15 protein-coding genes and 4 tRNA genes are annotated in these 22,496 nt (G+C 58.2%); 9 read left to right on the top strand and 10 right to left on the bottom strand.

Annotated features, from left to right (window positions below; all coding sequences use genetic code 11):
• Positions 1–168: 168 nt before the first annotated feature.
• From HY011_10695 to HY011_10650, 10 genes are all read right to left on the bottom strand, one after another.
• Positions 169–1,077, bottom strand: coding sequence for a hypothetical protein (locus tag HY011_10695; GenBank protein ID MBI3423393.1), 909 nt, complete (start codon positions 1,075–1,077; stop codon positions 169–171).
• A 275-nt stretch (positions 1,078–1,352) separates the two neighbouring features.
• Complete coding sequence (locus tag HY011_10690) at positions 1,353–4,511, bottom strand: glycosyl hydrolase (GenBank protein MBI3423392.1); 3,159 nt, start codon at positions 4,509–4,511, stop codon at positions 1,353–1,355.
• 62 nt (positions 4,512–4,573) lie between these two features.
• Complete coding sequence (locus HY011_10685; GenBank protein ID MBI3423391.1) at positions 4,574–5,335, bottom strand: Uma2 family endonuclease; 762 nt, start codon at positions 5,333–5,335, stop codon at positions 4,574–4,576.
• Positions 5,336–5,690: 355 nt separating this feature from the next.
• A complete protein-coding gene (locus HY011_10680; protein MBI3423390.1) occupies positions 5,691–6,515 on the bottom strand; it encodes an SDR family oxidoreductase in 825 nt (274 codons plus the stop codon).
• 144 nt (positions 6,516–6,659) lie between these two features.
• Entirely contained in the window at positions 6,660–7,532 is an 873-nt protein-coding gene (locus tag HY011_10675) for a PIG-L family deacetylase (protein MBI3423389.1), read from the bottom strand.
• Between the two features lie 87 nt (positions 7,533–7,619).
• Positions 7,620–9,482 (bottom strand): CocE/NonD family hydrolase, encoded by a 1,863-nt coding sequence (locus HY011_10670; GenBank protein ID MBI3423388.1) that lies wholly within the window; start codon positions 9,480–9,482, stop codon positions 7,620–7,622.
• A 220-nt stretch (positions 9,483–9,702) separates the two neighbouring features.
• Entirely contained in the window at positions 9,703–12,129 is a 2,427-nt protein-coding gene (locus HY011_10665; GenBank protein MBI3423387.1) for an ABC transporter permease, read from the bottom strand.
• 518 nt (positions 12,130–12,647) lie between these two features.
• Positions 12,648–13,871: a HEAT repeat domain-containing protein gene (locus HY011_10660; GenBank protein MBI3423386.1), complete on the bottom strand. Its 1,224-nt coding sequence runs from the start codon at positions 13,869–13,871 to the stop codon at positions 12,648–12,650.
• 309 nt (positions 13,872–14,180) lie between these two features.
• A complete protein-coding gene (locus HY011_10655; protein MBI3423385.1) occupies positions 14,181–16,892 on the bottom strand; it encodes a HEAT repeat domain-containing protein in 2,712 nt (903 codons plus the stop codon).
• Positions 16,893–16,968: 76 nt separating this feature from the next.
• Positions 16,969–17,343: a BlaI/MecI/CopY family transcriptional regulator gene (locus tag HY011_10650; protein MBI3423384.1), complete on the bottom strand. Its 375-nt coding sequence runs from the start codon at positions 17,341–17,343 to the stop codon at positions 16,969–16,971.
• A gap of 380 nt (positions 17,344–17,723) precedes the next feature.
• Between HY011_10650 and hrcA the strand changes: the two genes are divergently transcribed.
• The 9 genes from hrcA to tuf all read left to right on the top strand — a co-directional run.
• Complete coding sequence (gene hrcA / locus HY011_10645) at positions 17,724–18,800, top strand: heat-inducible transcription repressor HrcA (protein ID MBI3423383.1); 1,077 nt, start codon at positions 17,724–17,726, stop codon at positions 18,798–18,800.
• A 214-nt stretch (positions 18,801–19,014) separates the two neighbouring features.
• Positions 19,015–20,142: a molecular chaperone DnaJ gene (dnaJ, locus tag HY011_10640; GenBank protein ID MBI3423382.1), complete on the top strand. Its 1,128-nt coding sequence runs from the start codon at positions 19,015–19,017 to the stop codon at positions 20,140–20,142.
• Positions 20,143–20,303: 161 nt separating this feature from the next.
• Complete coding sequence (locus tag HY011_10635; protein MBI3423381.1) at positions 20,304–21,362, top strand: flippase-like domain-containing protein; 1,059 nt, start codon at positions 20,304–20,306, stop codon at positions 21,360–21,362.
• Positions 21,359–21,817, top strand: coding sequence for a transcriptional repressor NrdR (nrdR, locus tag HY011_10630; protein ID MBI3423380.1), 459 nt, complete (start codon positions 21,359–21,361; stop codon positions 21,815–21,817). The genes HY011_10635 and nrdR overlap by 4 nt, the downstream gene beginning before the upstream one ends.
• 115 nt (positions 21,818–21,932) lie before the next feature.
• Positions 21,933–22,005, top strand: a tRNA-Thr gene (locus tag HY011_10625).
• A 14-nt stretch (positions 22,006–22,019) separates the two neighbouring features.
• A tRNA-Tyr gene (locus HY011_10620) sits at positions 22,020–22,104 on the top strand.
• A gap of 44 nt (positions 22,105–22,148) precedes the next feature.
• A tRNA-Gly gene (locus tag HY011_10615) sits at positions 22,149–22,223 on the top strand.
• A gap of 10 nt (positions 22,224–22,233) precedes the next feature.
• A tRNA-Thr gene (locus HY011_10610) sits at positions 22,234–22,306 on the top strand.
• Positions 22,307–22,355: 49 nt separating this feature from the next.
• Positions 22,356–22,496, top strand: a 141-nt coding sequence (gene tuf, locus HY011_10605) for an elongation factor Tu (GenBank protein ID MBI3423379.1), incomplete at its 3' end; no start/stop codon positions are given.

Below are 22,496 nucleotides of genomic sequence, written 5' to 3'. Positions count from 1 at the left end.
TCAGTTTGCAATTGAATGCACAGGCAGCGCGGCGGGGACAGTACCGCGCGCGTGAGCAAGCGGTGCGGCAACGCTGGTGCCATACGGTACACCCTGAGTTCCGCTTGCTCACGCGCGCGGTACTGTCCCGGAGGGCGCTTTTCCCCCTACCCTGATCTGCAATTTGATCTAAGGCTTCTTGTTCAACAACTCTTTGCGCCCCTCATCGCTGCTCACATCGAAGCGCGTGAATTTGCCGTAGGTATACGTCGTGCGGCTGGTCAACTCTAAGCGCGCCGCCGCCGTGTCGCGCCCCACCATGTTGGCAAACCAGGAAAAAACAAATTGCTTCGGTGTCAGGATGCCGAAGTCGCTCGCTTGATAACTCTGTTCCCAGCGGATCATTACTTGGGGTTGCGCCAGCGTTTGATAGTCGGCCACCAATTCGGTTTCCTGCCGCCACAATTGCCCGGTTTCCCTGTCCAGCCAGAGTTTGCCGCGATAGCGCGTCTTGACGCCGATGCGGTTGCGCAAACCGGAAATGTCTTGCACCACATCGTCCGGGTCGGCACCCCAGGTCGCCCGGTTGGTAGTGTGGTTGCCCGCCAATTGCTCGAAGACGATCACGACAGTCTCGCGCTCGCCGATAGTTTGCCGTCCGAAAGGAATCGCCCGCACCGACGGCCCCAGCGCTTTGAACAGCCGCGCCTGGGTGATCGTGTAGCCCCAGAAACGCCGCCCGATGTCGTATTTCAGCCACTCGTCGTGCAGCTTGCTCATCTCGCCGCGCAGCGTCTTGACCTTGCTGAGATAGTCGAACAGATCAACCATGCGCTCTTCAAAGCCGTCCACCGGCTTGCCATCCACGCTGCGCACGTTGCGGAATTCGGCGATGCGGTTTTCATCTTGCGCCGATTGATACACCAGCAACTCGGCGATGACGGTGCGTTTCTGCCGCAGGTTGCCCTTGTCGTCGAAGACCTCCATCAGCTTGGTCTCTTCGGCGGACAGGTTTTTGAAGACTTGTTCGTATTTGGCGGCTTCGGCGCCATGACGCGCCAGCCAGGTTTCGGCGTCGGCTTGGGCGAATGTCGGCATGCACGAACAAGCTAGCCACAGGCACAAACCAAAAAGCTGCACGCGACGATGAAGGGGCGCAACCTTGTCCCTGAAAGGGACAGATTCAATAGCCGAAGGCAACGCCCTGGGACGGCACGCGCGCGTCCTCAGCCCTGAAAGGGCCGCATTTGAATCCGTCTGCGACCCCTTCAGGGTCGCAGAAATATACGCGCCGTTCCGGAGGCATTGCCCCCGGTTATTAGATAAAGCCCTTTCAGGGCGATGAAACAATAACTGCGTATTCATCAGCCTTATCACTTCCCTGCTTCTTTATTCATCTTGACGGCTTCGAGTTGCTTGCCCACCAGCCGTTGATTGAATTGTGGCAAATCATCTTTCAACACAATGTCTAACAATCTGCGCAACGCCGCCAACTGGTCAGACAATTCTTTGAACACGACATACGATTGCGCGGTCGGGCGGCCATCGCCGGTTTCGATGCTGCGGCGCAAAGCGGCGATTTGATTGTTGAGCTTGATCGGAAAGTTCAGCGGGTCCTGGTTGCTGCGGTTGCGCACCTGGTAAAGCCCTTCTTCGACGGCGCTCAGCTTGGCCGCCAGCGCCGCGCCCGCCTCGGCCAGCGTGGTGTCTTTATCGGTGCGTTCCTTGATCTGCTTTTTCAGATCGCGAATCAGCACGACCGTGTCATTCGTCTCGCTGGTTTTGTCGCGCACCTGCATGGCGAGTTCGAATTGCTTGGCCAGATCGTCATCGGTGACGTTGGTCAGGCGCGGGTCGCGCTTGATGATGAAGCTCTGCGTTTGCGTTTGGCCGTTGGCAGTCAGGCGAACTTGATAATTGCCGGGCACGGCCAACGGGCCGCTTTCGGCGCGCGCGCTCCACAGAATCATGCCTTCAAACACCGACGCGCCGGGGTAGCGCAAATCCCAGGTGAAACGATTCGTCCCCGCCTTTCGTGCGGGCGGACGGGCGCGCGGCGGGCCACCGCCTTCTTCGTCAGTGGACTCGGCAGCAGCGGCAGGCCGCTTCTTGTCGTCGTCCGCCGTGCCAATGAAGCTGCGCACGAGCGCGCCTTTGGCATCCAGAATTTCAATCGTCACCTTATCGGCATCTTTTTTCAGATAGTAATCAAGCGCCGCCTGATGCACGCCGCGATAGACGGTGCGCGGTTGAAAGAATTGCACATCCGCCGCCGCAATCGCTGGCGTCATCTGCCGCAACACGCCAATGTCATCCAGGATGTACATCGAACGCCCGTGCGTGGCGATCACCAAATCATTCTCTTCGACCACGATGTCGCTGACTTGCGTATCCGGCAGATTCAGCGCCAACGATTGCCAGTGCGCGCCGTCATCGAACGAGATGTAAATGCCGTGTTCAGTGCCCGCGTAAAGCAGCCCGGCGCGTTTGGGGTCTTCGCGCACGGCGTGGACGTAATCATTGGCCGGGATGCCGGTGACAATCTTCGTCCAGGTCTTGCCGAAATCGTGCGTGCGATAGAGGTAAGGCGCGCGGTCATCCAGTTGATACCGCTTCGCCGCGAAATACGCCGTGTCGGCGCGGTGCGGTGAAGCTTCGATAATGCTGACGCGGGCGAATTCGGGCAAGTCGGGCGGCGTGATCTTCGCCCAGTTCTTGCCGCCATCGCGCGTCAGATGAATCAGCCCGTCGTCCGAACCCGTCCACAGCAAGCCTTTCTGCATGGGCGACTCAGCCAGCGTGAAAATCGTGCCGTAAATTTCCGGCCCGTTTTGATCCTTGGTGATCGGCCCGCCCGAATCGCCCAGCGTCTTCGGATCGCCGCGCGTCAGGTCGGGGCTGATGCGCTCCCAATTCAAACCATCGTTGGCCGTCTTCCACAAATGCTGCGACGAGGTGTAAAGCACGTTGGCATCGTGCGGTGAGAAAACAATCGGGAACGTCCACTGCCAACGCTCTTTCAAATCGCGCGCGGGCATGCCGGAAAAGAACAGCGGATAGACTTGGATGTCGCGCGTGTGGCCGGTCGAGCGGTCAAAGCGCGTCAGCAATGCGCCTTGGCTGCCCGCGTAAAACAGATTCGGATTCGCCGGATGCGGCGCGATGTAACCTGATTCGCCGCCGCCCACCGCATACATCACCGCCGCCGTGCGCCCGCCGCCACCACCACGCCCGGCGCCTTCACTCGACACACAAACGGTCGAATTGTCCTGCTGCGCGCCGCAGACGTGATAAACCAACTCTTTAGTAGTGGCGACGTGATAAAGCTGCGCGGTCGGGAACGTCTGCCCCGTCCACGATTCGCCGCCATTGACCGAAACGTTCGCGCCCCCGTCATTGCTGTTTGCCAAGCGTTTGTTGTCATTCGGCGCAATCCACAAATCGTGGTTATCGCCGTGCGGCGTACTGATGCTCTTATAGGTTTTGCCGCCGTCGGTGGATTTATAAAAGCTGGTATTGAGCACGTATACCGTGTCGCGCTCTTTCGGGTCGGCGTACAGCCGCGAATAGTAAAACGCGCGTTGCCGCAAGCGCCGGTCTTCGCTGCTGCGCTTCCACGTCGCGCCCGCATCATCCGAGACGAACACGCCGCCATCTTCGGCTTCGATGATGGCGTAAACGCGCTGCCCGTCTGCACCTGAAACGCTGACGCCGATCTTGCCCCAAATTTTATTGAGGCCGCCGGCTGGCAACCCGGGGTTGCGCGTGATCTCCGCCCACGTCTCGCCGCCGTCGGCGGATTTGAACAAACCGCTGTCAGGGCCGCCGCTCGACAGGCTCCACGGCGTGCGATAAACATCCCAGATTGCCGCGAAGAGCACGTTCGGATTGGTCGGATCCATGCTCAAATCCACCACGCCTGCCTTGTTGCTCTTGAACAAAACTTTCTTCCAAGACTTGCCGCCGTCGGTGGATTTGAAGACGCCGCGTTCGTCGTTCGGGCCGTAAGGATGGCCCAGCGCCGCGACATACACGATGTCAGGATTGGTCGGATGAATGCGAATGCGCGCGACGGCCTGCGTGTCGCCCAGGCCGCTGTGCTTCCAAGTCTTGCCCGCGTCAGTGGATTTGTAAACGCCGTCGCCTTGCATGATGTTACCGCGCAACGCGACCTCGCCCATGCCGATGTAAACGACATCCGGGTTCGATTCTGAAACAGCGACCGCGCCGACCGAAGAACTTTTCAACTGCCCATCGGTCACGGGCCGCCAAGTCGTGCCGCCATCATTCGTCTTCCACAACCCGCCGCCGACCGCGCCAAAGTAGTATTCGAACGGACGGCTTGCGCTGCCCGCGACCGTCAATGAACGCCCGCCGCGATTGGGGCCGACGTTGCGCCACTTGAGCGCGTTGAAAAAGGATTGGTCATAGTTACCGGCGGATTGCGCCTGAGAAGGTTGATCGGCGATGAGGCCGCAGCACAACGCGGCCAGCAACAAGGCGAAACAGACGACGGGGTGAATTCGACGCATTGCATTTTCTCCAAAGTGGCTACTGCGTTGGTTTGTGATAGTCAGAACGGGCCTTTTGGCGGCTATAAAGTTCCAGGGTCTCGCCCCAATTGGCGCAACATCTCCGCCAGGCGCTCTGCGCGCGCGTGTTCATGGTCGGCACGCGTGCGTTCCTGTTCGGCACGCGTGTGTTCCTGTTCGGCGCGCGCCTGCTCGCGGTCGCCGCGCTCTTGGCCGGTCGGAATCAAGTTGCCCACCGCATCCACCCAACGCAACCAACGGTCGCGCTTGCCTTCGTATGCGCCTTCCCACAGCGTCAAGCCGAGACCGAGGGCAGGAAAATCAGCCGTCGCTTGCGATTCATAGCGGAAGTTGTCCCAGCGATAAACCGTCAACACCTCCGGCATCAAATAGGCGTTCGGATCGAAGATCACGTAATAGCCCACGCGCATGCGCGCATAGATGTCCTTCTTGGTCGTGTCCTCGCCGCGCACGGTTTTCGAGATAATCTCAATCACCAGATCGGGCGCTTTGCCATACTCCCAAATGTAATAAGAGCGCTGCTCCCGGCTCCAAAATCCGGCGGGCACTTGCACGTCCAGGCTGAGCAATACATCCGGCCCAATGCTCGGACTGCCTAACATGTAATACACACCGACATTGGCCGCCGCCAAAAAGGTCTGTTCCTGGCCTGACTGCACCCACGCACTGTAAAGCGGCTCAGTCAACAGCCGTTGCTGGGTTTCAGAAAAGAGATTGTCCACGGATTCATCATCCTCCGGGATTAAGTCTTCGAGCTTGGGAATCCACTCTTGTTCCGCTTCGAGTTTTGGTTGTGCTGACATAACACCTCACTTTGTGATTGCCCGCCCTCCCTCACGGCTTGTCATTACCCAAATCTTTCGCGTTTAGCGATTCGGGCTTTTGGCCCTGAAAGGGCCGTGGATATTAGCCGGTGGTGAAGCGCTGCGCGGAACCACCGGAAAAGATGCCACCATTTTCGCGCCCTGAAGGGGCGCTGGGACCGAAGCTGATTTACGAATAAATCAGAGTCCGGCGTCCCTGCCGGGACGCAACCCCAATAACGACGCGGTTCCGGTGGTTTCACCACTGGCTAATGTCCGTCGCGCCTTCAGCGCCCAACTGAAAAGATTTGGGTAATGACAAGCCTCACGGTCAGGCTACTGACACGGCATCAACTTACACATACGACCCGCCCGTGACCAGCAACACATGCCCGGTCACATAATCAGACAGGGGCGACGCTAGAAACAACACCGGCCCGGCGGCTTCTTCGGGCGTGCCGCCGCGACCGAGTGGGACGAATTTCTGCGCCATCTGCCGCATCTGTTCGGGGATGCCGAGTTGAATCTCGTTCTCGCCGATGTGCGCGGTGGGTTGATTCTCTTTCGCCGCCGTTAGCCGTGTTTCGATAAAACCGTAGGCCACCGCATTGACGTTGATGTTGAAACGGCCCCATTCCTTCGCCAGCGTTTTGGTCACGCCGACGATGCCCATCTTGCCGGCGGAATAATTCGCCTGGCCCGGATTGCCGGCGACGCCGGAGGTGGAAGACACGTTGATGATCTTGCGATGGACGCGCCGGCCCTCGGCGATTTCCTGCTTGGCGACTTCGCGCATGTAAGGCACAGCGGCGCGGATGATTTTGAAGGGCGCGGTCAGATGCACTTCGATCATCGCGTCCCACATCTCGTCGGTGATGTTTTGCACCACGGCGTCCCAAGTGTAGCCAGCGTTATTGACGATGATGTCGAGCTTGCCGAACTCTTCGACGCAGGTCTTAACGATCTTGTCTGGGAATGCGGGCGCGGTCACGCTGCCGACGCAAGCAACCGCGTTACCGCCTGCTGCTTTGATTTCACTGACGGCTTGTTCAGCGACTTCGCCGTCCAAATCGTTGACGACGACGGATGCGCCGTGTTGTGCAAACATCACCGCCACAGCGCGCCCGATGCCGCGACCGGAGCCGGTGACAATGGCAGTTTTGCCTTCGAGTAATTGCATAGTGTTCTTTCTCCGAATCAGTATCAGTAAAAGATGAACCGGCTGCATTCTCCCACGAAGGCACACAAAGTAGACATGAAGAATAGGCAAAAAACTTTCTTCCTTCGTGCTCTCTGCGTGTGCCTTCGTGGGAGAAATGTTCCATTAGCGCGGAAACAATTCATTCAACTCAGCTGCCGTCGGCTGCCGCCCGTATTGGCAAACCTCGAACGCTTCGGCATATTGCACCGTGTTGCCCTGCGCCTCGCCGTAGCGCTCGACCAGTAACGCACGATAGCGCTGGGCGACATCGGCATCGCGTGCAATCAGCCATTCGCGGATGAAGGCCTTGCGCCCTTCGTCGTTATCTTTGCCTTGGGGCACGCCGGGCAGGTAACGCCCTTGCCAGGAATCGGCATCGGCGAATTGCGAAGGCATGGCTTCGATGCAGGCGCGTTTCACCTCAATCACCTCGTCAATGCCGACAATGATGGCCGGATCAAACGGGTAGGGTTTCTTGAAGCCATCCGAGTAATACAGGATCACCGGATTACGCGGGCAGGGCGGCACGTCCGTCACAAAGAACGGCGCAGCCACCAACACGGCGGCGTCTTCGACCAGCACGCCGGTGTAGCGATGATCGGGGTGGTAATCGCACGTCCGATGACACAGCACGATGTCGGCCTGCCATTCGCGGATGAGCCGCGCGATGGTGCGGCGGTTTTCTAATGTCGGCAGCAACTCGCCATCGTGAATGTCCAGCACCTGCGTCGTGATGCCCAGCAATTCAGCGCAACGCGTGACCTCTGCCGTGCGTCGCAACGCCAACGGCCCGCCTGCCTGAGCAAAATGGCCTACGTCGCCGTTGGTGGTGGCGACGAATTTGACCTTGTGCCCGGCAGCGGCCCATTTGGCGGCGGAACCGGCGGCTTTCAATTCGCAATCGTCCGGGTGTGCGCCGAACGCGATGATGCGGAGTGACATAAATGGATTCCTCAAACCTGGGTACGCAGCGCTTCCAGCGTGCAAACTTGGCATTGGACGGACGGATGCCGAAGGAAACCCCTCCGGCATTATCGCGTCTGACGTCAAGACCGCACGCTGGAAGCGGTGCGTACCCAGGGCTTACTTCAAGACATTCACTTTCAAACTCGTTGGGAACTTCGCCGAGTGGTAAATGCGTTGGGTCGCCTTTTGAAAATCGCTGTCTTTGGCTTGGTAGATATTCAAAAACTTCTGCGGATTGCGGTCTACCAGCGGGAACCAGGTGCTTTGAATGTGCAGCATGATCCGGTGGCCTTGCTGGAAGTTGTGATTCACATCGGGCATGGCAAATGGGATGCGCGTGACTTCGCCCGGTTTCAACGCTTCGGGTTTCGACCAACTGTTGCGGTATTTGGCGCGCATCGGTTCGCCGCGCACCAGCATTTGATAGCCGTTCATGCTGGTGTCAGCGGCGCGGTCGGGATACACATCAATCAGCTTCACCACAAAGTCGGAATCAGTGCCGGAAGTCGAGGCGAATAGATCGGCAAAGAGTTCGCCGCTGATCGTCACGTCTTCGGTCAGCACCTCGGTTTGGTACACCAGCACATCGGGCCGCGTGGCGGCGAAGCGTTGATCATCCACCATGTATTCGTAATTCATCCCGGTCGAGATGCGATTCTGAAACGGCACAGGCTTGGCCGGGTCGCTCACGTATTCGTCATAGGCTGCGCCGTCGCTCGGCGCTGTAAAAGCCAGTTTGCCGTTGGCGTGCAAATACAATTGCTTCGGCGCGCTGTTTTTCGGCGGCCATTCGGCGTAGGTCTTCCAGGTGTTTGAGCCGCTCTCAAACATATACGCTTCGGGCAGCTTCATCTCGCCCTTGTCTTTCAGGAAGTGCATGAAAAACGGGAACTCGATGTTCTCCTGATAAAAGGCCGAGGTGTTGGAACCGAAATTCGCGCCGCCCAGCGCAGTGCCATCGCGGCGCGCCCAGCAACCGTGGCACCAGGGGCCTTCGACCAGCACGTTCCAGGCTCGTGGGTTGTTCTTTTCGATGGCGCGGTAAATAGCGAGCGGCCCTTGCACGTCTTCGGCATCGAACAAACCGCCGACGGTCATGACGGCGGGCGTGACCTTCTTCAAATGCTGCGGCACGTTTTGCGGCTGCCAGTATTGATCATAATCGCCGTGCTCCATCCATTCGTCCCAAATCTTGATCTCGTTCTTCATGTACTTTTGCGCGTTGGGCAACGCGCCCATTTCCAAAAAGAATTTGTAGCCGTCATTCGTCCCGTGATCAAAACGCGGCCCACCTTGCGGCACGCTTGGCCCTGTGCGGGGGCGGCCAAAGCCAATGATGAAATTGAAGGCGTGCGGCAAAAATAACGCGCCGTTGTGGTGCATATCATCGCCCAGCCAATTGTCCGCCATCGGCGCTTGGGGCGAGACGGCCTTGAGCGCCGGATGCGGATCAATCAAGGCTTGCGCCGCGTAATGGCCGGGGTACGAGATGCCCCACATACCCACGCGGCCGTTGTTGTTCGGGATATTTTTCAGCAGCCAGTCAATCGTGTCGTAGGTATCGGTCGTTTCGTCCGTGTCTTTAACACTGGTCTTGTTCGGCTTGAACGGCTTCATCCACATGAAGTCGCCTTCGGACATATTGCGCCCGCGCACATCTTGAAAAACAAAGATGAAGCCTTCTTTTTGAAACAACGGCGAGGGGCCGAGTTGCGTGCGATAGACGGTCGGCCCATACGGCGCGACGCTATACGGCGTGCGCTGCATCATGATTGGATACTTTTGCGACGTGTCTTGCGGCACGTAGACCGAGGTAAACAGCTTGACGCCGTCGCGCATGACGATTTGATGTTCGCTCTTGGTGTAACGCGCTTTGATGTCGGTGGACTCTTGTTGCGCCTGGCCTGCGGGCAAAATGCTGAACGCCCCCAGGCAGACCAAACCAACGAGCAGTAACGCGCGCAGAGAATTGTTTTTCATTGCCTGATGCTCCTGAAGAAGATGCCGATGAAGTTGACGATGTGTGCTTGGCGGATTGCCGACGTAAGGCTACACGACTGACCGGTAATCACAAAGCTCGCAGTGTAAAAAGACGCCACCCTGGGAGCGCGAAAAGAAGGAGGAAAAACAACTGCGTGAAAGATGACGACCCCACGCTGGTCGGCTCCGGTCTTGCCCGTTCTCTAGCCTTCCAGCCCACTCATTCGCACCGCAACGCCACCAAAGGATCAACCCGCGCCGCCCGCCGCGCGGGCAACCAGCACGCCAGGAATGCCACCGTCAGCAACAACACCGCGATGCCCGCAAACGTCAGCGGATCGGTCGTGCTCACGCCGTACACCAGCGTTGCCAGCAAGCGCGTGGCTGCCAGCGCGGCCAGCAGTCCCAACGCAATGCCCGCCAACGCCAGCCGCAGCCCCTGTCCGATCACCAGCCGCAACACGTCGCGCGCGCCCGCGCCCAGCGCCAGGCGGATGCCGAGTTCGTGCGTGCGTTGCGTGACGACATAAGACATCACGCCGTAAACGCCCAGCGCCGCCAGCAACAGCGCGACGAGGGCGAACGCGCCGAAGATCACCAAGCTAAAGCGGCGCTGATCAAGCGAGGCGGAAAAGACTTCGGGCAGTGTGCTGAAATTCAGCGGCACATCGGCGCGCAGCCCCAGCACCGTCGCGCGTAGGGCCGGAATCAAAGCCGCCGGTTCGAGCGGCGAGCGCACGACGACGGCCAACCGCGAGACCTGCCACCATTGCGGGCGCTGCACCGAACAGGCATAGACCGTCGGCTCGACCGGCGCATCCAGCGCGTCGCGCACATCGCCGACCACACCAACGACCGTCAGGATGTGCTTGTCGCCGTCCATATTGCCGAATTGAATGCGTTGGCCGAGCGGGTCGCGGTTGGGCCAGTAGCGCGCGGCCAGCGCTTGATTGATGAGGGCGGCGTGCGGCGCATTCACGGTGTCGCGCTCGTCAAAGAATCGTCCGCGCAACAGCGGCACGCCCAGCGCCGTGAAAAAGCCGCCGCTCGCCACGCGATAATCCGCCGTGCCGCGTTGCGCCGGATCGCCGTCAAGCAGGAACGTGCCGTTCGCGCCACGTTCCGCCAGCGGCAGCGAATTGATGCCGCCCACGGCGCCGACACCCGTCAGTTGTTGCACGCGCGCCAGCAACTGCACATAAAACAGCCGCGTGCGCTCATCCTCTTGCGGCGTGACGGTCGAAGGCAGCGAGAGCCGCATGACTACGGCGCGCTCCGGTTTGAAGCCCGGATCGGTTTGCCACAACTTGATGAAGCTGCGCCCTAGCAAGCCCGCGCCCGTCAGCAACACCAGCGTCAGGGCCAGTTGCGCGATCACCAATGCGCCGCGCAAGCGTTGACTGAGTGCGCCGGCGGATTGTCCGCGTCCGCCTTCTTTCAGCGCCGCCTGCAAATCCTGTTGCCCAAAACGCAGCGCCGGTAAACAACCCAGCACGACGCCGATCAGCACGGCCAGCGCGCCAGCGAAGAACAACACGCGCCCATCCACACCCACCGGATTCAGGCGCGGCAAGCTGCCCTGTTCGAGTTGCAACAACACGTCCACGCCAAAGCTGGCGAGCAGCGCGCCTAGCCCTGCTGACGCGAGTGTCAACACCAGATTCTCGACGACCAATTGCCGTGTGATTTGCCAACGCCCCGCGCCCAACGCCGCCCGCACGGCGAATTCGCGCTGCCGCGCCGTCAATTGCGCCAACAGTAAATTCGCGGCGTTCGCGCAGGCCACCAGCAACAACAACCCGACCGCGCCCAGTAACAACCACAAGCCTGCGCGCACGTTGCGCGTCAGATGTTCCTGCAAGGGCGTCAAGGCGAAATCCGTCATGGCGAAATCCGGCGCGGCGCCCAGTTGCGCGCCATTTTCCTGCCGTATCCGTTGGCCGATGGCGCTGACTTCGGCGCGCGCCTGCTGTAGCGTGACACCCGCGCGCAGCCGCCCGACCACCGGCCAGTTATGCGCGGTGCGCGAAGTGTTCGGCGGTTCGATCCCGGTCGTCACCCAGACTTCGGTTTCCGCCGGATAGTCGAAGCCGGGCGGCAGCACGCCCACCACGTTGCACAGCGCGCCATCCACGTTGAGCCGCGCCGCGCTCAAATCCGCGCGCGCGCCCAATTGCCGCTGCCAAAATTCGTAACTCACCAGCGCCGCTTTCGGCCCGCCGTACTTTGTTTCTTCCGGCAAAAAGACGCGGCCCGCGTGGGGTTGCACGCCCATGACTTCAAAGAAGCTGCCCGAAGCATACGAAACGCGCGCGCGCCTAGGCTCGCTGCCACCGGTCACGACAAGCTGAAAGCTGCCTGCCGACATGGCCAGCGTGCTGAAGCTCTGGCTGCGCGCGCTCAGGTCTTCGTAATTCGGCTCGGCCAGCGACATCTGTCCGCCGCGCGTATTGACTTCGCGCACCACGACCAGCCGCCCCGCTTCAGGGTAAGGCAGCGGACGCAACAACAGCGCATCCACCACGCTGAAGATTGCCGCCGCCGCACCAATGCCCAACGCCAGCGAAAGCACGGCGGCCAACGTGACGCCGGGGTTGCCGCGCAACATACGCACGGCATAGCGCAAGTCTTGCCAGAATGTCGTCATTGCTTTGTCCTCTGATTGTGATGATGCGTTCCGCAACCTGCGCAGACAGGCCGGAATCCAGGCTATGCAAGTCAAGCATTGTGCCAGAACCACCAGAGCACAGCTAGGCTTTCGGTGGTTCGGTGGCGGATCATTGGAGAGAGCGATTACGGAACAGGCGAAATCAGGCTGGCTGGCCGCTGCTCCGTTTGTTCAGTTATTTCCGTCTGTTCCGTACTCTCTCTTTCGCCTCTCTTGATAGATGAGCCTCGCCGCACTTAACTGGACAAAACTGTTCGAATTTGGGATCGGTCAGTTGAGGAAATGGGACAACGGCCAGTTGCCAAAGCACGCGCTTAGCCATAAAAAATGAGCGGACGACCTTGCGTCATCCGCTCGCCAACAAGCCTCAGTCTATTGTCCTTCTCCTGCCGATAATCTTCCCGGTACCACGCGCGTCAGCAAGCGGCACAGCGGGTAACGATCAATGGCTTGACAACCCGCAGCCCCGCTTGCTGACGCGCGCGGTACCGTATTCTCTAACTGCTGCGGCTCGACAAGCGCCGAATCGCCGCCTGCCGCAAGCGCGGATTGGGTTCGTCTTTGGCGATCTTCAATAACTTGTCGGAGGCTTTGCGGTTGTTGCTGCGTGCCAGGCGATTGATGACTTCTTCGCGCACGCCGTCCACCGCGACGCTGTCGTAAATCTCGATCAAGGCGTCGAGCTGATCGTCGCCGCGTTCGCCGCCCAAGCGCCGCACCGCCGCGCGCTGTAATTCGGCGTCGCTGCCGCTTTTGGCAATCGTAATCAGGCGTTTGATGACCCGTTCGTTGACGCTGTCGCCAATGGAAACCGCCTGGAGGATCTCGCGTTTGAGTTGCTGATCGCCGAGCGCGTCGTAGATTTCAAACAAGCGGTCAGCCACGGCATCGCCGCGAAAACTGGCGATGCGGCGCACGGCTTCGGCGCGAATGTCGGCGGTCTCATTCGATTTGGCGAGCGCGGTCAGCCGGTCGAGCACGCGTTTTTCATTCGCGCGGTCGCCCGCGTAACGATAGGCGCGCACGATTTCTTTTTTGAGCGCCGGGCTGGCGTTGTTAAACAGTTTGTCGAGCGCGTCCAGGCTCTCTTTGCTGCCGATGCTGCCCAGGCTGGCAATCGCCGAACGCTGCAATTCAAAGCTCTGCTCTTTTTGCGCGACCTCTTCGAGCAAGCCGACGACGCGCGGGTGATCGTGATAACTGATGGCGCGGACGATGCTGCGCACAATGCTCTTTTCGCTGGTGTCGGCTTGATTGGCGCGCAGCAGGGTTTCCAACTGCGCCAGGCTTTGCCCGGCGTCAACATTGCCGAGCCAATAGACCGGGCGGTTTTCAAACTGGTACGGCTCGTTGACGTTGAGCGTTTTGACGCGTGTGTAAACGGTCTTGCCCGTGCTCAAGTCAGCCAGCAGAAAGACCGCCGCGCCCGCCGGATCATCGCGCCGTTCCAACCGGATGCCGTCGCCGTCGCTGTATGTCCAATTTTGCATGCCATAGTTGGCATTGGCGCGCACCGGCGGATGATAGGCGACCCAGCACGAATCGCCTTGCCGTGCGGCTTTGAATTGTTGAATGGCGCGGTCGAGCTTGTCATTCAAACTGCTGCCATCCACGTTGACGAAATCGGCGCGCGTGTAGGTGCGCGTGGCGGTGGTCTGAGCAGTGGACAGACCGACAAACAAGATCAGCAACAAGCCAACGAATGTGAGTTGACGCAACATAAAGACTCCTTCTCGTTTCAAAACTGTGCCGCAGATACACGCCGACCAAACACAGATCAGCGTTCAAGCTGCGTCTATCAGCGGCTGGATTAGCAAGGGTAGTTACTGAACCTGCGACACCTGTTTGGTCTCAAAAAGCGTCGCGGCCAGTGCGAGTACGGTGTTGTATTTCAGCGGTTTCCCAGGGTACGCAGCGCTGCCCGCGTGCCGGCCGTCAAGCCGGAACCGCTGGTTTGCAAGAGGCAGCCTGCCAAGTCCGCACGCGGGCAGCCGCGCGTACCCAGTGGCCGCCTCTTCGTCCAGGTTTCGTCAGATGCGCGCGGCGTTGTAACTCGCCGGTTTGGGCGTTGTGGCGGGTTTACTGGCAGGCTTTGGCTCCTGGTTCGACTTGCGCTCTTCGCGCTGCTGGTCGCGTTCTTCCTTGCGCGGTGGCCGGGCTTCCGGCGTCACCCGGTAAACGCGGGGTTCGCCCTCGCGCCATTCGTCGCGCAACCGTTCTTGCAACTCGCGCATTTGTTCGGTGGCGCGTTCCTGTGCTGCGCGCGCGCGGTTTTGGAATTCCAGCAATTGCTCTTTGTTCAATTCAAAGGCCTTCCCATCGAATTCAAAATGCAGCTTGCCGTTCAAATCGCGCGCCCGTTCCATTGCTTCGTTCGCCCTTTTCATGGCGTCATTGAGTTGCTCTTTGTTCAACTCGAACTTCTTGCCCTCGAAATCGAAGCGCATGTGGTCTTTCAATTCGAGCATTTGCTCATTCATCCGCTCGAGGTTGACGCGCGGAATAGTGAGCACTTTCGGCTCGGTCAGCAGGCTCTGGCGCGTGCCTTCGGCGAAATTGAGATAGAGGCGATTGTCAATTTCGTAAAGGCTGCGGATCGCCGCCGTGCGCACCGTCGGATCGCTGTCGTTCTTGGCGATAGCCATCAGCTTGTCCACAGCCTTTTTGCTCTTGTTGTAAGCCAGCGCGCGAATCACGCGTTGTTTCAGTTTCGGGTCTTGCATCCCGTCGTAAATCGCAATCAGATGATCCGCCCCTTCGTCGCCTTTGACATAAGCCAGTTGATTCAGCGCGGCGCGCATCAGGTTTTCGTCCTTCTCACTCTTGGCGATTTGGACGAGCTTGGCGATGGCTTTGCTGTTGTCGCCGGTGCGGCGCATCAGGTAATTGAGAATTTCGCTCTTGGTTTTGACATCGCTGATGCTGTCATACAACGAAATCAGCGAATTGATCGCGGCATCGCTGTTGTGCATGCGGTAAATGCCTTGGAGGGCTTCGCGGCGCACATTCTCGTCGCTGTCTTTTTTGACGATGTCGGTGAGCAGGCTCAGCAATTCTGCTTCGGGAATCGCGGGCGTCTTGCTCTGTGCCGTAGCGTTTTGTCCCCAGGGAATGGTCCCAGCCAATGCCATTGGCGTAGCAGGCGCATAGGCTTGTGCAGGAATGGTAGTTCCCAACGCATCGGCCCAGGCCAATGGCGCGAGCGGAGCTTCAGGAGGAAGCGGCGCAAGCGGCGCGGCTGGTGCAACGCGCGGGCCATCTTGCAAGGCAACTGGCGCATCCACAGCCCACTCCGGCAATTCGGCGAACGCGGGCAGGGGCGGCAACGCGGGAATCACGATAGCCGCTCCATCAGGGCCATCAAATTCGATCCGTGCGGGCACGGGCAGCTCATCCAAAATATCGCCGGGCAAAATCGTTGTGGCTTCGGCACGCGGCGCGGTAGGCGCGGGTTTGGCCGGTTTGACCTCCGGCGCTTTCTTCGCGGGCTTCTGGCCCAGCGGCACGGCGATCACCGGCGAGAGCGCGCTACACGCAAAAACGAACAGGAACGCCAGTCCGATGGCGTAGGCTAACGCGGGCTTCGACACCGAAGTCGTCGCATTGCGGTCACGATTGAGAATCATTTCTACCCTCCTTGAGATGATGTGTTTTCCAAACAGAATTCCCGTGGCCGCAGCCAGCGGTTTGCTTTCGCTTAACAACTCGACCAATTTCGTCAAACAACTTGCGTAACGGCGCGGTTCGCCGGTGAGCTTGACGGCCCAATCGTCACAGGCCAATTCGCGCTCGATCACCAACTGCTTATTGATGAACCAGACCGCCGGGTGGAAGAACAGCGCGGCCTGGATCAGCCGTTGCGCAAAATTCGTCACGTAATCCAACCGCTTGATGTGCGCCAATTCGTGGGCGATCACGCTGTCGCACTCGACACTCGATAAACTCTCCGGCAAATCGGACGGCAGCACGATCAGGGGCCGTAACCAGCCAATCGTCAGCGGCATCTTGACGCTTGCGGCACTGCACAAACCGACCGCGCGCCCAATGCCAAACCGCGCCGCCAAATAATCTTTACGCTGCGCCAGTGCCTCGGACACAGGTTCCAACCGGCGGCGCAAGCGGAAAAGAAACACATAACTGCGCGCAATGCGCCCGCCCAGCAACGCACTCGCCATCAGCCACAGGGCCGCCAACCACAACGGCGTGCGCCCGTTGAACCAGTCTGCCAACCAATTCGAGAAACGCCGGTTCAATCGGGCTATCCAGCCACTGACGCCCGGCTTCGTTGCGGCAACGGGCGTCAAGGCAGGCGCGGCGGTGACGGGGGCACTGGCCGTCACGCTGAAGCTCAACGGTTCACCGGCAAATTCTTTGGGCAATTGCGCTGGCAACGACACAGACGAGTTGCGAAACGGCATTGCGGTTGAAGACAAAGGCAACACTTGCGGCGGTCTGGCTATCGGGGCAGTCGCCGTCACTGTCAGTCTGCCTGACTCCGGTTCCGGCTTTGGCAAGTTGGTCGCGCGCGGGTACGCCCAGAACATTCCGGCCAACGGCAGCAAACTAATCGTCAAGAGACTGATCAGCCACAAGGCATGGCGCGTCGTCGCACTCACGCGGCCCAGTACGTGCAACAACACCCAGACCAGCGCTGCAATCAACAAGCCTTGCCACAAACTATTCAGCAAAGCTTGCACGGCCAGCCGCGCCAGCGGATCAAGGGTTTCAAGCACTGAATTCATTTAGTCCTCCTGTCAAACCTAATTAAGGTTGAGGCCCTGCTTGAACAACTTCTGGTTGAATGGTTGAATGGTTTGGCTAGGATGATTTTTCAATCATCCGCTTGAGACGTTTGACCTCATCCGGGCCTACGTCATCGTGTTCGAGCAAATTGACCACTAGCAATTCCGGCGAATTATTGAAGAAGCGTTTGAGCAAATACCCGATCACGCTCTTCTGCGCCTGCTGCCGGTCTACCAATGGACGATAGATGAACGCCCGGCCTTCCTTCTCATGCTCGACATAACCCTTCTGTTCGAGGATGCGCATCATCGTGAGCACCGAACTGTATGCCAGCCGTTCTTCCGGCAAAGCCTCCACGATTTCGGACACGGTTGCTTGCCCGCGATCCCAGAGCACGTCCATCAATTCCAACTCGACCTCGGTCAAAGTCGGCGATTTTCTGCGCGCCAAAGTGAGTCACCTCCTTTTGCTGGCCTAGTTTGTAAGCCGCGAATTGAACTACTAAAGAATTCGTGGCAAGCCTACGCCCGGCCCCTACATGCTGTCAATTAAAAAATTAGTAGTCAGTAAAAACTTTAGCCGAAAGACCGGTGATCACTACGGTTAAATCAAAAGCCTTGTTCCAGCTCAAGCGGTTTGGAAGCCAGGCGGCGGTGCGCGGCGATGCAAACACGAGGCGAAAAGCTCAGCTTGACACGCTTTCCGCTGCGGTGATACTTTGCGCCCGCAAATCAGACAGACCGAGAGAGGGCGTTAGCGATCTTCACCACTCCCTGAAGCTGATGCGAAACGCGACGGATTACATCCCTACTACTTAAGCTGAGTCAACGATGCTGAAAAGCACAGAAACGCTGGATGAGCGTAGCCGCGAGCTATTAGCGCTACTGATCAAAACCCATGTCGCCACGGGCGAGCCGGTGGGATCGCGCGTAATTTCAAGGCTGACTCGGCAAGGGCTTTCACCTGCTACCGTGCGCAACTCCGTCGCCGACCTGGAAGAAGCAGGTTACCTTGAACAGCCGCATACCTCAGCAGGCCGCGTACCGAGCGACAAGGGGTACCGGTTCTTTGTGGATCAGATGCTGGAAGAAACGCATCTTTCGGATACCGATGAAGCAACTATGCACCATGGCTTATTCGGGGGAGGTTGGGTGAGTGCGGATCATCTCATGTCGCGCGCTTCGCATTTGCTCTCCTACTTCTCAGATGGCGTTGGAATCGTGGTCTTGCCGACGCTCACCCAGGACATTATCAAGCACATTGATTTCGTCCGCCTTACGGAAAAACGGATTCTCGTCATTACCGTAACGCGCGCGGGGCTGGTTCAAGATCGTGTCGTAAGGATTGATGAGGACTTTTCGCAGGACGATTTGAATTCGACGGCGCGCTATCTGAACGAAAATTTTTGCGGCATGACGCTGCTGGCGATTCGCAATGAATTGCTGCGGCGGCTTTCGGAAGAAAAAGACCTTTACGACTGTCTTTTACAAAAAGCCATTCTGCTCTGTGAGCGCGGTTTGCGCGAAACCGAAGCAGAGGCGCCGGAAATCTTTGTCGAAGGGGCGGCCAATATGGTCACGAAGCCCGATTTTACCGACAAAGAGAAAATTCGCGAACTTTTGAGAGTGTTTGAGGAGAAAAACAGGCTCATCAAAATTCTCAACGAGTGTGTTGCACCGAGCATTCCCCAACCCGTCAGCGTCCGCATTGGCGCTGAAAACAGCCTTCCCAGTCTGCGCGGTTGTGCGGTCATCACTTCGTACTACGGTTTCGGTGATCAGGTGAAAGGAAGTCTGGGCGTGGTAGGCCCGGTACGGATGGAGTACGCACGGATGATTAGCGTAGTTAATTATGTAGCACGTTTGCTGGAGCAAGCTTTGGCCGAAGACCATTCCATTGCCGCCTAAGTTTGTTCTAGACCATTCAACCAGCTTGACCTGCTACAATTTCCACCACCTGAACATCCTTTAAGCTCTCATTGCTAACAAAACTTGAGTGCCATCTTGTAAAGTCATGGGGCGGTGCCTATAATCCGCGTCTTATTTTTGCTTGATGGCAGTCACTGCGTTTGTTTTCCACAAGCCAAGAGTTGAGCTACGAATGACAACTTTCATTTCTTAATTGCGAGGTGATTCGGTGAGTAAACGGGATTATTACGAGGTGTTGGGGGTCGGTCGCACGGCCAACGATCAGGAACTCAAAAGCTCTTATCGCAAATTGGCGTTGCAATACCACCCTGACCGCAATCCGGGGAACAAGGAAGCGGAAGAGAAATTCAAAGAAGCTGCCGAAGCCTACGGCGTGCTTTCCAATACCGAAAGCCGTTCGCGTTATGACCGCTTTGGCCATGCGGGCGTGGGTACTTCTGCTGCCTCGGATGGCGGTTGGCCGCCGGGCGATTTTGGTGGTTTCGAGGACATTCTAGGCGACATTTTTGGCGATCTGTTTGGCGGACGCAGTCAACGGCGCGGCGGATCGCAACGCGGCTCCGACCTGCGCTTCGATCTGGAAATCACTCTCGAACAGGCGGCGGCGGGCTACAAAACGCAGATCAATATCCCGCGCCTGGAAAGCTGCGAACCGTGTAAAGGCACCGGCGCCGCCCCCGGCACGTCCGCGCAGGTTTGCAATGTCTGTGCAGGTGTCGGCCAGGTGCGCTTCCAACAGGGTTTCTTCTCGGTTAGCCGCACCTGTCACCAATGCCGTGGCACGGGCCGCGTCATCGTCAATCAATGTAAAACCTGCCACGGGCAGGGCCGCGTCAATCGCGAGCAGGTCATCGAGATCAAAATTCCGGCGGGCGTCGAGACCGGCGCGCGTTTGCGCATTGCCGGCGAAGGCGAAGCGGGTATGAATGGCGGCGGGCACGGCGATCTTTACGTCGTCGTCAACGTCAAAGAGCACGAAATCTTTGAGCGCCAGGGCAACAATCTTTACGTCAACGTGCCGATCACCTTTGCCCAAGCCGCGCTGGGGGCGGAAATCACGGTGCCGACACTGGATGGCGAAGAGGCCCTCTCGATTCCCGAAGGCACGCAAACCGGCTCGATCTTCCGCATCAAAGGCAAGGGGATTGTCTCGCTGCAAGGGCCTGGACGCGGCGACCTGTTTGTCGTCACCAGCATTGTGACGCCGACGCGGCTCTCGCGTGAGCAGCGCCGCCTGCTGGAGCAGTTCGCGCAGCTTGAAGAAAAGCAGAAAGAGCAAAGCAAGAGTTTCAGCAGTAAAGTCAAAGACATCTTTGGCTAACTCAGGTTGCAAACAAACTGACCGCAAAAGGGCAAGCCAGGGCTTGCCCTTTTTGTTGGGCACCGCTGGCGCGGCAACGAATCTTGCGCCATCGCGGATTTTGTCGTAGTGTGCGGGGCAGATACAACATCTTGTGGCAAGGTGCTTTAGCAAGGGGGAAAGTGGCTAAGAAGTTACGCGCGTTCGTCGTGATCCTGCTGGCAGCGGGTCTTACTTACTGGTTTCTGAAGAGTTCAGAATGGGCGTTGGTCGGAAAGTATTTGAGTGGCGTCAAACTTTGGCCCTTGGCGTTAGGATTCATCGTTATCAATCTGACCATGCTGGCGCGCAGTTTGCGCTGGCAGGTGCTGTTGGCTCCCATTGCACCGATCAAATTAGATAACGCGATGGCCGCAACCGCGATTGGCTTCGGCAGCCTTTTCGTCGTCGGACGCGCCAGCGAAATTATTCGCCCCTTGGTGCTGAGTATGCGCGAGAATCTGAAGCCGAGCGCAACGCTGGCCACGATCCTGATCGAGCGCATTTATGACACGGCGGCAGTCGTCTCACTTTTTGCTTTCAATCTGCTTTTTTTCACCTTGCCGACCCCGGACAGCGAGCGCGTGCGTCAACTGGCGGCGATTCGCGGCATTGGGTTGTTCCTGTTGATTGGGCTGGTCTTGGGCATCGCGACCCTGGCGTTATTACGCTTAAAAGCCCCACAAATTATTGGCTGGCTGGAAGCGCATTTGACCTATCGCTGGTTCCAACCTGTGCTGAATCTCGTTAAGCATCTTGCTGACGGCCTTTCTGTGTTGGTCAGTTTGCGCGCGCTGGCACTGAGCCTGTTTTATACCGGCTGCGTCTGGACGCTGGTAACCTCAGGCACTTGGTTGGTGCTGTATGCCTTCGGACAACACTTCGCGCTTTCGCAAGTGATCTTTGTCTTGGGCTTTGGTCTGATTGGTTCGTTAGTGCCAACGCCAGGCGGCGCGGCAGGCGCATTTCATGCCACCGCAGCAAAAGGATTTGAATTTTTAGGACTGGAACACAATCTGGCGGCGGCAATCGCGATTGTTTATCACCTGATTGCCTTCGGTTCCCCGCTGCTGGTTGGCCTGTTTTATCTAATGCGTGACGGCGTCCGCATTAGTCAATTGCGCGCGATGCTGGCGCAAGAAATGACAGCGCAAGCATCCACTGCAACCCCCCAAGCAGTAATTCAAGATAACAAGTTATGAAATGTCCCTTCTGTGGTCACCTGGAAGATAAGGTTGTGGATTCGCGCGAATCGCGCGAGGGCGATGTCATTCGCCGGCGCCGCGAATGCTTGAAGTGCGAGCGGCGCTTCACCAGCTACGAACGCATTGACGAAATCCCGTATATGGTCGTCAAAAAAGACGAGCGGCGTGAACCGTTCAGTCGTGACAAAGTGATGGCCGGACTGTTGCGCGCCTGCGAGAAACGGCCCGTGCCGACGGCGAAGCTGGAAGCGATTGTGGACGCGATTGAAACCTACGTCCAGAATTCGACGGAACGCGAGCGCGCGACCTCCAAGATTGGCGAGATGATCATGCGCAAGCTGAAGGAGCTAGATAAGGTGGCGTATGTGCGTTTCGCGTCGGTCTATCTTGAGTTTCAGGATGTGTCGGAGTTTATGGACGAGTTGAAAGGGCTGATTCGTGCCCGTAAGTGAGCGAAATCGAAACGTGACTAGGAAAATTGTCAGAGCGGCTTGCCAAACCAAACCCTCGCCGTTATTATCCCCGCTTTGCTGAAGAGGCTCTTTTGACAGCTAGGCAATAATTCAAGCCGGTGTAGCTCAGTTGGTAGAGCATCTGATTTGTAATCAGAGGGTCGTAGGTTCGAGTCCTATCACCGGCTCTGAAATACTTTGCGCAGGGGTGGTCGAGTGGTTAATGGCACCGGGCTGTAAACCCGGCCGGCTAACGCCGTACGTAGGTTCGAATCCTACCCCCTGCATTTTGCAGTTAGGCTCCGCTGCGAGCTTTGAAATTCCGAAGTGAGCGGGCGTAGCGCAATGGTAGCGCACTAGCCTTCCAAGCTAGGTGTTGCGGGTTCGAGTCCCGTCGCCCGCTCCAAACAGGTTAAGCCCACATAGCTCAGTTGGTAGAGCGCGTCCTTGGTAAGGACGAGGTCACCGGTTCAAGTCCGGTTGTGGGCTTCAGCTTTCATAAAGCGTATCCACAGATTACTTTTAAGAGGATTTCGTTATGGCGAAAGAGAAATTCGACCGCAGTAAACCGCACGTGAACGTGGGGACGATCGGCCACGTGGATCACGGCAAGACGACGCTGACGGCGGCGATCACCAAGACGCTGGCCAAGCACAATCCGAAGATTGCGTTTCGCAGC

The organism is Acidobacteriota bacterium, assembly GCA_016196035.1.
GTDB lineage: Bacteria > Acidobacteriota > Blastocatellia > RBC074 > RBC074 > JACPYM01.
Note: the sequence above shows the minus strand (reverse complement) of the source record. Positions and strands in the feature narration are given on the sequence as shown.